At 47.1% G+C, this 14,063-nt stretch carries 12 protein-coding genes; 5 read left to right on the top strand and 7 right to left on the bottom strand.

The genetic code is table 11. The features are described 5' to 3' along the window. Window positions 1-55: 55 nt before the first annotated feature. The 5 genes from yfcF to ACO0K1_RS06450 form a co-directional block, all read right to left on the bottom strand. Entirely contained in the window at window positions 56-697 is a 642-nt protein-coding gene (gene yfcF, locus ACO0K1_RS06470; protein WP_423023904.1) for a glutathione transferase, read from the bottom strand. A gap of 44 nt (window positions 698-741) precedes the next feature. After that, the gene (locus ACO0K1_RS06465; RefSeq protein ID WP_423023902.1) at window positions 742-3,252 is read right to left on the bottom strand and encodes an ABC transporter permease; all 2,511 of its coding nucleotides are present in this window, start codon (window positions 3,250-3,252) and stop codon (window positions 742-744) included. A 196-nt stretch (window positions 3,253-3,448) separates the two neighbouring features. Further along, window positions 3,449-4,690: a cystathionine gamma-synthase family protein gene (locus ACO0K1_RS06460; protein ID WP_423023900.1), complete on the bottom strand. Its 1,242-nt coding sequence runs from the start codon at window positions 4,688-4,690 to the stop codon at window positions 3,449-3,451. A 132-nt stretch (window positions 4,691-4,822) separates the two neighbouring features. Next, on the bottom strand, window positions 4,823-5,932 hold the full coding sequence (locus tag ACO0K1_RS06455; protein ID WP_423023898.1) for a patatin-like phospholipase family protein: 1,110 nt from the start codon (window positions 5,930-5,932) through the stop codon (window positions 4,823-4,825). Window positions 5,933-6,058: 126 nt separating this feature from the next. Next, window positions 6,059-6,961: an alpha/beta fold hydrolase gene (locus ACO0K1_RS06450; RefSeq protein ID WP_423023896.1), complete on the bottom strand. Its 903-nt coding sequence runs from the start codon at window positions 6,959-6,961 to the stop codon at window positions 6,059-6,061. A 305-nt stretch (window positions 6,962-7,266) separates the two neighbouring features. Here ACO0K1_RS06450 and ACO0K1_RS06445 point away from each other — a divergent pair, with 305 nt between their 5' ends. Continuing rightward, a complete protein-coding gene (locus tag ACO0K1_RS06445; RefSeq protein WP_423024084.1) occupies window positions 7,267-8,946 on the top strand; it encodes an acyl-CoA synthetase in 1,680 nt (559 codons plus the stop codon). Window positions 8,947-8,970: 24 nt separating this feature from the next. Here ACO0K1_RS06445 and ACO0K1_RS06440 read toward each other — a convergent pair whose 3' ends face one another. Next, the gene (locus tag ACO0K1_RS06440; protein ID WP_423023894.1) at window positions 8,971-9,594 is read right to left on the bottom strand and encodes a flagella assembly protein FlgT middle domain-containing protein; all 624 of its coding nucleotides are present in this window, start codon (window positions 9,592-9,594) and stop codon (window positions 8,971-8,973) included. A gap of 304 nt (window positions 9,595-9,898) precedes the next feature. On the opposite strand from ACO0K1_RS06440, the gene ACO0K1_RS06435 reads away from it, so the two are divergent. Together ACO0K1_RS06435 and ACO0K1_RS06430 are read left to right on the top strand one after the other, a co-directional pair. Beyond that, the gene (locus tag ACO0K1_RS06435) at window positions 9,899-10,474 is read left to right on the top strand and encodes a GNAT family N-acetyltransferase (RefSeq protein ID WP_423023892.1); all 576 of its coding nucleotides are present in this window, start codon (window positions 9,899-9,901) and stop codon (window positions 10,472-10,474) included. 163 nt (window positions 10,475-10,637) lie between these two features. After that, window positions 10,638-11,273, top strand: coding sequence for a GIN domain-containing protein (locus ACO0K1_RS06430; protein ID WP_423023890.1), 636 nt, complete (start codon window positions 10,638-10,640; stop codon window positions 11,271-11,273). Between the two features lie 190 nt (window positions 11,274-11,463). Here the strand turns inward: ACO0K1_RS06430 and ACO0K1_RS06425 are convergent, their stop codons facing one another. Continuing rightward, on the bottom strand, window positions 11,464-12,240 hold the full coding sequence (locus ACO0K1_RS06425; RefSeq protein WP_423023888.1) for a ferritin-like domain-containing protein: 777 nt from the start codon (window positions 12,238-12,240) through the stop codon (window positions 11,464-11,466). Between the two features lie 219 nt (window positions 12,241-12,459). Between ACO0K1_RS06425 and ACO0K1_RS06420 the strand changes: the two genes are divergently transcribed. Continuing rightward, window positions 12,460-12,984: a gamma carbonic anhydrase family protein gene (locus ACO0K1_RS06420; RefSeq protein WP_423023886.1), complete on the top strand. Its 525-nt coding sequence runs from the start codon at window positions 12,460-12,462 to the stop codon at window positions 12,982-12,984. 73 nt (window positions 12,985-13,057) lie between these two features. Next, entirely contained in the window at window positions 13,058-14,002 is a 945-nt protein-coding gene (hslO, locus tag ACO0K1_RS06415; RefSeq protein ID WP_423023884.1) for an Hsp33 family molecular chaperone HslO, read from the top strand. The last annotated feature ends 61 nt before the right edge of the window (window positions 14,003-14,063 follow it).

Below are 14,063 nucleotides of genomic sequence, written 5' to 3'. Positions count from 1 at the left end.
ATTCTTGACTCATTGTGACTCGCAAAAATTAACCGTTAAAGGTAGCTACAATTTTCTATAACGCAGGTCTTGCCTGGTTTAACCATGCCTGAACTGCAGGACGTTCCCACTGCCTTTGCGCATACTCAACCAAGCGTGAAGGAACCGCTTCACGATGCAGTACTAATCGATTCAGCATCAGCGCCAAATCTGTATCCGCAATACTCCATTCTCCGAACAAGTTCTGCTGGCCTTCAGGCAATAGTGTCTCAACAACGTAATATAGACTCTGTGCTGCTGCCAATGCTTCTGCCGAGAGTGGCGCAAATTTTGCGTCATAAAAAATAACCTGAGTATTGCGCTCTACACGAATAGGCATCAAATCACTGCGTAACCAAGCTTGCACCTGACGCGCCCGCGCGCGTTGTTTATACTCTTTCGGGTACAGACTCGGTCCAGCAAAAACCTCGTCTATATATTCCGTAATTGCTGACGACTCGGACAAACTAAATTCACCGTGCACCAGGGTGGGGACACGACGAGTCAGGGACTTGTGCGTAAAATCGTCCTCGTGATTCTTCTTTGCCGCGAGATCCAGAGTAACCAATTCAAATGGTCGATTTTTTTCGCGCAAGGCGACAAATACCGACATCGCGTAAGGGCTGGCAAATTGGTGGTCAACGTATAAAGTCAGTGCTTCTTGTGGGTTGAAAGACATGGTATTCCTTTGAACAAATCCATTAAAAACCAATAATGCAAAAATCAAGCGTCGCGTAGACTCAACAGTGGCGGTCGATTGAGGACATTGCGCAGTCCTACCCAACCACCGAACAATGCGCACGCTGCACCAATTGCAATCCCCACTAACCACACGACAGGTGAAAAATTCCATTCAAACTGAAAACTAAATCTGGCCAATGCCCAACCGACTGCTGAAGAACCGCTGGCAGCCAACAAACCAGCGACACTACCGACAAGTGCAAACTCTATCCACTGCGCAGTCGACAATTGCTTACGCGTCGCTCCCAGAGCTCTTAGCAACGCTGCTTCTCTCTGCCGGACATCTTGCGAACCCGCCAGTGCCGCATAGAGCACCAAAATGCCTGAAGCAAGTGTAAATAAGAACAAGAATTCAACAGCAGTAATCACTTGATCCAGCACATTTTGAACTTGCTTGATCATCGCCCCTACATCAACGACGGTCAGATTCGGATAGTCTACAGTTAATTGATTCACGAAATGCAGATCGGCAGGCGGTAATCTAAAAGCAGTAATCCAGGTCGCTGGTAAGTCCGTAATCGCTTTAGGGTTAAGCACTACAAAAAAATTCACTCGCATCGAGCCCCAATCGAGCTTGCGCAAACTTGTCACTTTCGCGACAACTCGCTGACCAGCGACATCAAAGGTCAACCTGTCGCCAAGCTTAAGCCTGAGTGTTTTGGCGATACCTTCTTCGACCGATGCTTCTGGCTCTGTCGCCTTGCTATCATCGAACCAGTGACCGGCAACAATTTTATTCGACGCCGGTACGTCGTTCATTGCTGACAAATTAAACTCACGGTCTACCATGCGTTTCGCCTGATCCTCCTGATAAGTTTGCGGTGTTAATGCTGTTTCATTCAGTGCCACCAAACGACCACGTATCATCGGGTACATTCGTGGATGATCAAACTGAACCAAACGGGCTGCAATACCTGCAGTCTGATCTGGCTGAATATTAATCACAAATTGGTTAGGTGCATCTGCGGGGGTCGATTGCTTCCAGGCAGTAATCAATTCACCCCGTACCACCGTCAGCAAGAGTAACGCCATCAAGCCCAATGATAATGCGACGATTTGTATTACGGTCGCTCCCGGGCGACGCTGTAACGCTGTGACGGCAAAACGCCAGGCTGTCGCTTGAAAAACATTTCGGAGTCGTTTAAGTGAGAGCACACAGAGCCATCCAATCAAAGCAAAACCAACAACGCCAAGCAAAAACCCTCCCGCAGTGACCAATCCTAATTTCACATCACCGGTTTGCCACAGCAATAATCCAACAAACATGGCCAAACCAAGCACATAGGTCAATACTGTAAGCGCTTGCGGGGGATCTTGTTCACGTCGAATAACGCGGTTATGTGGCACGTTTCTCAGTTGCAGAATCGGTGGCAACGCAAAACCCACCAATAGCAGTAATCCAGTAGCAACGCCATGCATGGCGGGTAACCAACTTGCCGCTGGCAAATCTTTTGCCAACAAACTTCCCAACCACTCCAGCAAGACGTAATGCGCGCCATAGCCCACTGCAACTCCCGCCATGCTACCAAATAAACCGAGGATAAAAAATTCACTCAAGTACATGCGTGTGACCTGGTTTTGGGTCAGGCCAAGGCAACGTAACATCGCACAAGCATCAAGATGGCGCAACATAAAACGACGCGCTGCCATTGCGATCGCAACCGCCGCCAGCATGGCAGATAATAAACTGACGAGCGACAAAAATTGCTCTGCGCGATCGAGTGTTGCACGCATTTCCGGGCGACCAGATTCTAGCGATTCCAGCGCTATCCCTTTGAGTTTTTGTTGCTTAATGAATCCTGATAACGTGGCTTGATAATCCGCTATGGCCTTAGGTTCTCCAGCCATTAATAATCGGTAGGTCACGCGTGACCCATTTTGAACGAGATTGGTGGCCGCCAAATCAGAAGAAGCAATCATCACACGCGGCGCAAAGTTCATAAATCCCGCACCACGGTCTGGCTCGTCGGCAATGGTTTTCGTAAACTCAAACGCAACGTCACCTAAACGCAACTTATCACCCGGTTTCAAATCAAACGCGATTTGCAAAGAGGGGTCGATCCATACCGTACCAGCAGCAGGAATGTCGTTCGTCACAATCTCTTGATCGATATCCCCACGGCGCTCATTCAACTTCAATCTGCCACGCAAAGGGTAATGCGGACTCACTGCCTTCAATGAAACCAATTTGGCTTTTGCATGGTCTCCGTCACCCGAAATACCCATACTTGAAAACACCACCGTGTCAGCAATTTGCAAGCCCCGCTGCAAAGCAGCAGCGCGCCACTCAGGATTGATAGGATGATCAGCACTCACCAACAGATCTGCGCCCAACAATTGATGGGCGTCACGCTGCAAGCCACTCCGCAAGCGATCAGCAAAAAAGCCAACCGACGATAAGGATGCGACCGCTACCATTAGTGCGATTAACAAAAATCGCAGTTCGCCTGCACGCCAGTCACGCATCATCATGCGCCAAGAAAGTCGCAACATTTCTGCCTTTCACTGCCCAAAAATATGATAAATCGACGCTAAATTAATAAAATAAGCGGGTGTATAGCAATAAAAATAGATGGTCACACATCAATCAATTTGTACGGGAAGGCAAACATCCCCCCTGAGCACGAGAACAACAACACAGATTTCTGCGCGATCTGCAGTCTGTACTTCAAGAATGCAAGTGCACTATCTAGCCATTCAGAGCCGCGGCAAAATCAGCCAACAAATCTTGCGTATCTTCAATGCCAACGGAGACGCGGATCAAAGATTCGGCAATTCCCATTTCGGCACGCTGCGCTGCTCCCATTTCAAAAAATATCGTATGTGCAACAGGAATCACTAAGGTACGGGTATCACCAAGATGGGTTGCATTGATCGCCAATTTGAGGCGATTTAAATAATCGAAACAATCGATCTCAGGTTTCAATTCGATGCTCAGCAGAGCGCCGTATGCACGGAATAATTCTGTTGCCAGAGTGTGCTGTGGATGCGATGGCAACCCTGGGTAATGCACAGCAGCGACGCGGGGATCAGCTTCTAACATGTTCGCCAATGCTAAAGCGTTCGCACATTCACGCTCCATGCGCAACGCGATCGTTTCGGCACCCACTGCGATCTGATGCGCAGCATCCGGACTTAAAGTTGCACCAAAATCACGTAAACCTTTGGCTCGAATTTGTGCCATACCTTGCAGCGCTGGGGCTTGCTTACGGAAATTATCCGCAATATTCGGAAAAGCACTCCAATCAAATAAGCCAGTATCGGTCAGGGCGCCGCCAAGTACGTTGCCATGGCCAGCGATTGATTTAGTTAATGAATTGACGACCAATCCTGCATGAACCGTTTTAGGACGAAACAAGTAAGGCGAGGTCATCGTGTTATCAACCACGAATAAAATACCCCGTTCACGGCACAATTCGCCAATGCGTTTTAAATCAGCAATCTGTGTACGTGGATTTGCAATTGTCTCAACAAATACCACGCGGGTCGCGGGAGTCAGCACCGTTTCGACTTGGGCAACATCGGTCGCGTCGACCAGACTTAATTCTATCCCCTGCCCTTTTGCCGTTTGCCACAAGCTATTCGTATTACCAAATAAAAATTTCGATGAAACGACATGATCACCTTTGCGCAATAAAGCTTGAAACACAGCACCGATCGCCGCCATACCGGTCGCAAATGTGATCGTCGAAGCACCGTCTTCCATTTTGGTAATCTTATCTTCCAATGCCGACACGGTTGGGTTGCCTTGACGCCCATAACGGTAGCCAGACTGCTTACCTTGAAATACTTGCACCAGATCGCGCGCATCTTTATAGCCATACAACACTGAAGTGTGGATCGGTTTATGCACCGAGCCGTGCTCGATATCTTTTTGGCGGTCGCTATGCAAAATGGTGGTGGTAAAGCCGTAGGAAATTTTATCGTTCATCGTTAATTCATTGAAATGGAATGATCATAAAGCTGGCCAGAAATACCTGGCACCTGGCGCTTAAAGGCACAAGACCGTAAGTGTAACGCAGAAGCTGCGACTTCATTAGAAACCGATGAATCGATGAAAAATTTAAATTTTCACGTCTACTGCCAGGGCGGCAATTGTTTTTTGATAACCATACTGCCATTGCAAATTGATCATTTCAACAAAATCTTCATGGCGTTCAGGTATTTTCAACGCCAGACGATTGCGTAGCCAGAATAGCTGCTTGCTAATTTGGTGCTTCACTAGGGCTTGCTCCATATCAGCAGTATCAACCCAGTAATCAGCTTGCTGCTGAAAGACTCGATGTAAGCGCTGATTTCCATCGATACCGAGTACGAGCCGTAATGCAGGCAAATCGATCAATTTGCTGTACAAGCCCTTGCGTTCCATCATCACCTCCCGACCTAGTTTTCGGGCGATTTCAATCGGGAACAAATCCAAAACACCACCCAGGTAATGATGTTCGCCAATTTGATGGCAGCGAAAATAATACATGTCAGCAATCGATGCGCGTACGGCATCGGTGACGAGCGTTGTCGTCTCAAATACCAGATCAGGAGCGACTGCACTATGCTTCCATTCACTTCCGGCAAGTGGCGAGGACATCCCATTCAGCAAACTCGCTACACGCTCAGAAGAAAAAATGGTCTCAGCATACAGTTTGCGTGTGCCACGCAACTGTCCGACTTCAGACCTTGAAAACAGCAAACGACCCGCAACAATTGCCAGGTCAGGTGCGCCCTCGTAATTTGTATTTTCAGGTAGTGGCAACACAGCGGGAATCTCAAACAAATAATCCTGAAACAAATCGGGAATACGCTTCACGTCGTTCGCAAACAAAGCCCGTTTTGCGACGCCACCGATTGCCTTGAGTAAACTTTTTTGAGGATTCGCCTGTAGTCCGCGCCAGAATGCGTGCATTTGTGGTGAGGTCAGCCATGCCAAACGCTGTTGATTGTCCGGCAAATGGTGAATGATCGTTCCAGCGATCGTTGCGCCGCAGCTTGCCACGATCACGTCTGGTGTTTTCCCCAGTTCCTGACACGCCGCATAGATTCCCAGGTAATAACCAAAGCGAAAACCACCACCAGCCATGACAAGACACCGTTGAAACTGTTGCGGCACGTCGTCATTGCTTGACGTCCCAATCAGGCTACCGGCACTCAAACTTTTTTGTGGGCTCTGCGCTGACAAACCATTTCCTTTTAATTTTTACGCTGAGAAAATATCGCCTATTTCTGATGCAACAAATCACCGCTCAGAATTCGACAATGGGAGAGAGTTTAAAGCCTACAGTGAAAATAACGCTCAATTTGTAAATTATTTTAACAAAAAAGTCTCGATTAACTGCGCCAGCAAGGCCGGTTGATCATGGTGCAACATATGGCCAGCATCCATGATCATCTCTTTTTGTAGATTGGGAATATGCGCGAGTCGACGATCGATTTCTTTTTGCGCCTTCTCTTTTGGCCCCATCCAATGCCAGACGTTCGTATCATCGGCTTGCATCCATAGCACTGGAGCCGTAATTTGCTGCCAACATGCCATCACTTCTTCAACATGAAATAGCAAGGGACTGGTTTGCTTATGGGCCGGATCGCCTAAAATTTCCCAACGTCCTTCCGCATTTTCGCGCGCCCAATATCCAGACAAGAAGGCCGCCCGTTCATTGGTTAGTCGCGGATTGGTCTTTTGCAATCGAGCAGCCACCTCTGCCTGCGAGGCATACGTGCGCAGTAAGGGCTGTTGACGTAACTCGTCCAGCCATTTGCGGTAGCGCCCCGGGGCTTGCTCTGGGGTTGTTGTTGGCATCCCGAAGCCCTCCAGATTCACCAGCCTGCGAATCCGTTCTGACCGGACTCCCGCATACAGCCCGACCACGTTCGCCCCCATGCTATGCCCAAGCAAATTGACCTGTCCCTGCGGCACATAGTGATCCAACAATGCGTCCAGATCCCCCAAATAATCAGGAAACCAATACGTATCCGTTCCAGGTGTTTCAGTCAGCCCAAAACCACGCAGATCCGGCGCAATGACGTGCCAGTCTTGCTGCAAATGATCCACAACAAACTGAAAAGATGCTGACACATCCATCCAGCCGTGCAACATAAAAATCACCGGCGCATCATCGTTACCCCAATGACGTACGTGATATTGCAAGCCACGAATCGTGATGAATTCGGAACGAGAGGCAAAAGAAACAGCTGGGTGTGAGGATGTCATAACAAATTACAATTTTCTTCAGAAAACCACATGAGAGGCCACGCGCCGGTAGCAATATGCAGTAGGATAGACCGATATTCAGCGCAAAAAGAAATGCAGGAATCTTACTTTGCTGCATAATTCTGCAACATTCGCGGCAACATTCGAGAGCATCATTTATGCGCAAACTAAGTGAGCAACAATAGCAGCAGGTATTACGAGCATGTCATCAGCCTATTTTGCTTCAAACAACAACAATAGAACGACCGTTCGATAATTATAACGGAGACCGGATGAAGTTGCACAAATCAACATCAAACCAAGTAATACAAGATCAGTACCACACTTTATTTAATGAATTTCGATGGAATGTCCCTGAGCGCTTCAACATTGCCGATGTGTGCTGTCGACGTTGGTCAGACGAAAAAAATCGGCTTGCGATTTTGTACGAAGATAGTCATGGAAACTGCAGTAAATTAAGCTACCGCGAGCTCTACCTACAAGCAAATCAACTCTCCAATTTACTACGCCAACAAGGCGTCCAACGCGGCGATGTGGTGGCTTGCATCTTGCCACAAAGACCTGAAATGGCCATCACTGTGATAGCTTGCCTGCAAATGGGCGCCATCGTGATGCCTTTGTCGTGTTTATTTGGCCCGGACGCATTGCGTTATCGTCTGCTGCATAGCGATGCAACCACACTAATACTTGATCAATCAGGTGTTGAACCGTATGTGCAGATCGCGGACGATTGCCCAAACATTAAAACCGTCATTGGCGTTGATTGCTATAAAGTACCCAGGAACTTTGCTGCACTTGACTGGCAAGCCTATGTCGGCGAAATGGCAAAAGATTTCAAACGGGAAAAAACCCGCGCTACTGACCCTGCGATTCTCATCTACACGAGCGGTACCACGGGCGATCCCAAGGGCGCATTGATTCCACACTCAGCCATCTTGGGTAATCTTACCGGTTTTGTCGCTTCGCAAAACTGGTTCCCCGAAGAAAAGGATGTATTCTGGTCGCCCGCAGATTGGGCATGGACTGGCGGGCTAATGGATGCCTTATTACCAACGTTATACTTCGGCAAGCCGATCGTCGCTTATCAAGGACGCTTTAGTGCAGAAACCGCCTTTTACCTACTGCAAAAATACAAAATCACCAATACATTTTTATTCCCAACCGCTTTAAAAATGATGATGAAAGCGTTCCCGGAACCGCGCCAGATATACAGGCTCAAATTACGCGCCATTATGAGTGCAGGTGAATCTGTTGGTGAAACGGTGTTCAACTGGTGCAAAGACGCCTTGGGTGTCATCCCAAATGAAATGTTCGGACAAACTGAAATGAATTACGTCGTTGGCAATAGCAACCAACGTTGGCCAGCTCGTCCGGGCAGCATGGGACGCCCATATCCAGGGCATAGGGTTGCCGTGATCAACGATGCGGGAGAAGAAGTGACAATTGGTAAGGTTGGCGAAATCGCTGTCAACCGCAATGATATTCACGGCCATCCTGATCCGGTCTTCTTTCTGGGCTACTGGAAAAACAATTCAGCGACGCGCACCAAATATACGGGTGAATGGTGCAGAACCGGCGATTTGGCAACGGCAGATGAAGATGGCTATTTATGGTATCAAGGGCGCGCCGATGATATGTTCAAATCCGCTGGTTATCGTATTGGTCCTTCAGAAATTGAAAATTGTCTGATTCAGCATCCCGCAGTAGCCAATGCTGCCATCGTTCCGAAACCAGACAAAGAACGCGGCAACCTGATCAAAGCCTACATCGTTCTGAGTCCTGGCTATAAACCAAAGGATACCTTGATCAAAGAATTACAGACACATGTCAAAGGACAATTAGCACCCTACGAATACCCAAAAGAAATTGAATTTATTGACGCACTCCCGATGACCACCACCGGCAAAATCCAACGCCGATTGTTAAGGCTGAGAGAACTTGATATTGCTAGTCAACAGATCGCAAAATCATCAGAATCGACATAAACATTTTGATCTGATCAGACACCATTAAGGCCGCGCAATCAGTCTTGCTCTGATTGCATCGGCTGACTGTTCAAGCAGGTCATCGATAGTTTTTCCGAAGGGCGTCGCCCGAAAACCTTCACTATCAAAACTTCGATCTTTTCCGACAATCACATCCCCCGTCACACTGCCAGAGAATTTAAATCGTTCTATCAGACTCCCCATTTTGGCGTCATAAACACAAATTTCTATATCGATCGCCCGGACTTTTTTCTCCCATAAACCAAATACGGTCGGCACGGTATGAATACCGGCATTACGGACATCGCCGGAAATCACGTAACGCGCATCATAAGTTGCAGCGACCTGCGCCAACATTTTTGGCGTCGCCGGACTTAATTTCCAATCATAAGACAACAATTCTGGCGTCGTCCTGACGGTAAATTGTTGACCTTGCTCCAACCTTCGTGCAAGCTCACGAGGAAACCCCAAGGCGATATCATCAATATCAGTGAGTTGTGCTGGATGATTAACAGCGAAACCTGTCATCAAGACGCTACGTCCGGGATCATGTCCCGGGTTAAGTGCCTGCGCTCCACAAAGCACGGGATAAAAGCAAACCAAAAAAGCCAGATAAAAACGTAGCCAAGGCCAGTTACGCGAACGCATAGTTATCCTCATCAGATTTAAATACACTTGGATAAATGGCTACGTATAAGCTGCAAATTCGGTGGAGAAGTAGCCTTTATTGGAGTACAAAATTGCAATTTTTACATGAAGTTAAAAACTGAACCAGATGCACTAAAGCAATGTTATTACTATCCTTATCGGCGTCAATTAACATTTCATGAGTAGTCGCGCTCACAAAAATAAATTGTTTCAAATTAACTTTCAAACTAAGATCAAAAATTCTCTGTAAATTGACTAAAAGTCATCTGAACACACTCAAACTCAATTGAACTCAATTGCACACATGCCCTCGATCTTAGAAAAACAATTGCTTATCGGCCCTGCCCTGCCAAGTCAGGCCGCACCTCTACTGGCTTTTGAAATCGAGAATCGCACGCATTTTGAACAATGGATAGCCAGTCGCGGTGATGCTTTCTATTCTATCGATACCGTTCGAAGTAGCCTGGAACAAGCACAATGGGCAGCACAAGCGCAGCGCGAGTTTCATTATCTGGCATGGTTAGGAGATGAAATTATCGGTCGTATCACGCTACGAGGGATTGAGCGCGAACAGTATTTCAAGGCATCATTGGGATACCTTTTCAGCAGCAAACATGGTGGCAAAGGCTATGCGACATCAGCAGTCAATGCAGTCATTGACCACGCTTTTAACCAGCTTAAACTATGCCGAATTGAAGCGATTATCATTATTAACAACCGGCCTTCCATCGCCGTTGCTCGAAAGTGCGGCTTTACACAATATGGCCATGCCAAAGCGGCAGTGTTGCGCAATGGCACTTGGATGGATATGCTGCTGTTCGAACGACATACAGAACCTTCGACGCTAATCGACAGCGACAGCGACCGTAAATCCTGCTAAATCCTCACTTCAAGCTGCGGATTTAGCAATTCGTCGTAAGTTCATAGCGCGTATTCCCGCCTTACCTCATACTCGCCTCACCCTGAGGAAGTGCACATCAAACCGGTCGAGTTTGATCCCAACAGAACGGCTTCCCTCGATAATTAACATTAAGGAGAAACACATGCGCCCTAGCCTGACCCTACCAATATTGAGCATCAGCCTATGCATTTTTAGCAACACGGCAATAGCCGACGACCAAACCCGCACCGTTGCTGCATTTAATAGCATTAGCACTCAAAGCGCCTGCAAAATAACGGTTGAAGTTGGTAAAACGCAATCGATTACTCTGAAGGGCGATAGCAAGTTCATCGCGAGATTGACAACTGTCGTTAATGGAAATGAACTTAACATTACTGATAAAGAAAAAGGCGGTATTAAACTCGGAAATTCCGATGAAATCGTCATCACCGTCCAAGAACTGAAAAAATTTAAATTCCAAGGCGCTGGATCAAGCAAAATAAACAACCTCAATGCGGATGATTTTGAACTATCCTATGAAGGTGCTGGTAGCCTTACCGCCAATGGCAAAATTAAGCATCTGGTGATTCGTTCGCAAGGAGTTGGCTCTATCGACATGAAAGATGTCACTGCGAACGACGTTGAAGTGAAAGGCGAAGGCGTGGGATCAATCAGCGTCACTGCTATTGACAAATTAAGTGCCTCTTTGCAAGGCATAGGCAGTTTGACCTATTATGGACATCCTAAAACTGTGAGTAAGGCAGTGCAAGGGATAGGCAGTATTAAGGCAGGCGACTAAAATCGGATTAGTGATTTCAAATTAGTGATTTCAAATTAGTGATTTCAATTCTGAAGTTCTTCTGACATGCAGCGAGAATTCAGCAAGAATTCAGCAAGAAGAATGAGCATATATGTAAGTTTAGTTTAAGTAGAGTAAGGCTCTGAAGTGCCGGCTTCAGAGCCATTTTTTTGCGATGAACGATGCGTATTCACCCCTCCAGAGCTTGCAATTCAGCATCACTAAACCCCGCCGCCTTACGTGCGACGACATTGAATGGCCCACGCAATCGTGGCGCTGTGTATTGCTCCGCCAGCCGCGAGTAGGTTGCAATTGTTTCCATTCCTTGTGAATCGCAGAGTTGCTTGTACCATTCGTTGCCAATCGCCACATGACCAATTTCATCTCGGTAAATAATTCCCAGAATATCCGCTCCAGTCTGGTCACCGGCCTGCGCTAATTTTGCTGCCAAGCCAGGTGTCACATCTAAGCCGCGTGCTTCTAAAGTACGCGGCACCAGCGCCAGCCGTGCCAACAAATCACCACTGGTTTTTTCTGCCATTTCCCACAAACTATTGTGCGCCGGGAAAGATCCATAGCGATAGCCCAAGGTATGCAAATGAGCTTCGAGTAACTGAAAGTGATAGGCCTCTTCTTTTGCCACCTTTAGCCAATCACGATAAAACTTCTCTGGCATGCCAGAAAAACGCCATAAAATATCCGCCGCCAGGTTAATTGCATTCATTTCTATATGTGCCAACGCATGAATCAAAATGGCACGCCCCTCCACGGTCACCATGGAGCGGCGTCCAACTTTACCTGGTGCAATTAATTCTGGTTTTTCTGGGCGTCCCGGTATACCCACTGGCGTGTCAAATTTCCGTTCACAATCAAGATTGCCATTGCCAGCAATGGCAGCAAAAATCTCACATTTCGTTTGTGTGTCCGTAGCAAGTAAAGCTTGCAAAGCTGCAGCCCGTAATTCCATTAAAAATCCGTTTTCCAAATACTCATTTTTTGATTAATCCAACGCTAGCGCCCATGCAGCGTTAAAATAGTAAGTTAACACCCATCGGCAATGCTTAATTTTTATAAAAAAATCAACATATTTGCGGCAATGTACTAACTTTACAGTTTTTACTGCTTATTAACGCTACTAGACTCATTGTTGCGCCCAACCTATTAGCCTCTATCTTACGGAAAAATTATGCCCATCTACCAATTAGGCGATATTACCCCTGACATCGATGCCTCAGCCTACATTACGGATACCGCCAAAATTATAGGCAAAGTCAAAATCGAAGCCAAAGCCAGCATTTGGTTTGATGCCACCATCCGCGGAGACAATGAATTAATTACGATCAGTGAAAATAGCAATGTGCAAGAAGGCTGCATTTTACACACTGATCCCGGCTATCCCTTAGTTGTCGGTAAAAACGTCACCATCGGCCATCAGGCGATGTTGCATGGCTGCACCATTGGTGAAGGCTCATTAATAGGCATACAAGCCGTGATTTTAAATGGTGCAAAAATCGGTAAAAATTGCCTGGTAGGCGCTGGTGCATTGGTGACAGAAGGGAAAGAATTCCCTGACAATTCACTAATCATAGGCTCACCCGCCAAGGCAGTGCGCGAACTGAACGAGCAAGATATTCGTGGTATGCACCGGAATACCGACAACTACGCCATGCGTGGTCAATTGTACAAAACAGAACTCAAACGCATCGATTAATCCAGCGATCTGCATGATTGAAGAAGTGATTGAGTATTCAAAAAGACATACCCGTTTTAGAAAAAAGTAGAAAATGACTGACACCTTACAAAAATTCATGTTCGAAAACGCTGGCGTCCGTGGCGAGCTGGTTGAACTGGAATCTTCATGGCAACAGATGTTGTCTCATAAAGTCTACCCAAAAGCCGTGCAAACCATTTTGGGTGAACTGATGGCAGCCTCTGCCTTATTGTCAGCCAATTTAAAATTCAATGGCACCATGATTATGCAAATTCATGGCGACGGTCCGGTCAAGTTGATGGTCGTTGAGTGCGATGCTGATCTGCGCATCAGAGCAACCGCCAAATTAGCCGACGATGCAGTTATCGAAGATCACGAAACCTTGAAAGAATTGGTCCATGCCCATGGACAAGGACGCTTTGTGATCACCCTTGATCCTAATGACAAAATGCCCGGTCAACAGGCATACCAGGGCATAGTTCCACTCGATGGTGACAATGTTGCGACGGTGATTGAAAACTACATGTTGCGTTCGGAACAGCTGGACACCAAATTGTGGCTTGCCGCCAATGAAAAAGTAACACGCGGTATGTTATTGCAAAAACTGCCAGACATCGGCGGATCCGGCACGCATACCAAAGTTGGTGAAGATGGTGAAGATGGCGAAGACATGTGGAGCCACGCTGTCATGCTCGGCGACACCCTGAAACACGAAGAACTGTTAAACACCGACATAGCAACACTGATGCATCGCCTGTTTTGGGAGCAAACCTTACGCGTGTTTGATCCTTTACACCCGGTTTTTCATTGTAGCTGCACGCGTGAAAAAGTCGGCGATATGCTCAAAATGTTAGGTCAGGCAGAAGTAGAATCAGCGATAGCCGAGATCGGCAGACTTGATATTAATTGCGATTTCTGCGGAAAACATTACGGCTTTGACCAGGTTGATTGCACGCAGTTATTCGTTGCTAAAACGTTAGCCGAAGGCACCGTGGCTCCAACAGAAATCAAGCATTAAGCTTCCCGAAACCAATCAAACCGGATGGAATTTAAGCTTCACGCATTCCGTCCGGCTATCC

The sequence above is a fragment of the Undibacterium sp. SXout20W genome (assembly GCF_049340285.1).
GTDB lineage: Bacteria > Pseudomonadota > Gammaproteobacteria > Burkholderiales > Burkholderiaceae_D > Undibacterium.
This window is presented reverse-complemented; position numbering and strand designations above follow the sequence as displayed.

What these genes read in the sequence shown, in the direction of transcription:
- yfcF (WP_423023904.1), bottom strand. Translation starts at nt 697, where the DNA reads ATGTCTTTCAACCCACAAGAAGCACTGACTTTATACGTTGACCACCAA.
- ACO0K1_RS06465 (WP_423023902.1), bottom strand. Translation starts at nt 3,252, where the DNA reads ATGTTGCGACTTTCTTGGCGCATGATGATGCGTGACTGGCGTGCAGGC.
- ACO0K1_RS06460 (WP_423023900.1), bottom strand. Translation starts at nt 4,690, where the DNA reads ATGAACGATAAAATTTCCTACGGCTTTACCACCACCATTTTGCATAGC.
- ACO0K1_RS06450 (WP_423023896.1), bottom strand. Translation starts at nt 6,961, where the DNA reads ATGACATCCTCACACCCAGCTGTTTCTTTTGCCTCTCGTTCCGAATTC.
- ACO0K1_RS06440 (WP_423023894.1), bottom strand. Translation starts at nt 9,594, where the DNA reads ATGCGTTCGCGTAACTGGCCTTGGCTACGTTTTTATCTGGCTTTTTTG.
- ACO0K1_RS06435 (WP_423023892.1), top strand. Translation starts at nt 9,899, where the DNA reads ATGCCCTCGATCTTAGAAAAACAATTGCTTATCGGCCCTGCCCTGCCA.
- ACO0K1_RS06430 (WP_423023890.1), top strand. Translation starts at nt 10,638, where the DNA reads ATGCGCCCTAGCCTGACCCTACCAATATTGAGCATCAGCCTATGCATT.
- ACO0K1_RS06425 (WP_423023888.1), bottom strand. Translation starts at nt 12,240, where the DNA reads ATGGAATTACGGGCTGCAGCTTTGCAAGCTTTACTTGCTACGGACACA.
- ACO0K1_RS06420 (WP_423023886.1), top strand. Translation starts at nt 12,460, where the DNA reads ATGCCCATCTACCAATTAGGCGATATTACCCCTGACATCGATGCCTCA.
- hslO (WP_423023884.1), top strand. Translation starts at nt 13,058, where the DNA reads ATGACTGACACCTTACAAAAATTCATGTTCGAAAACGCTGGCGTCCGT.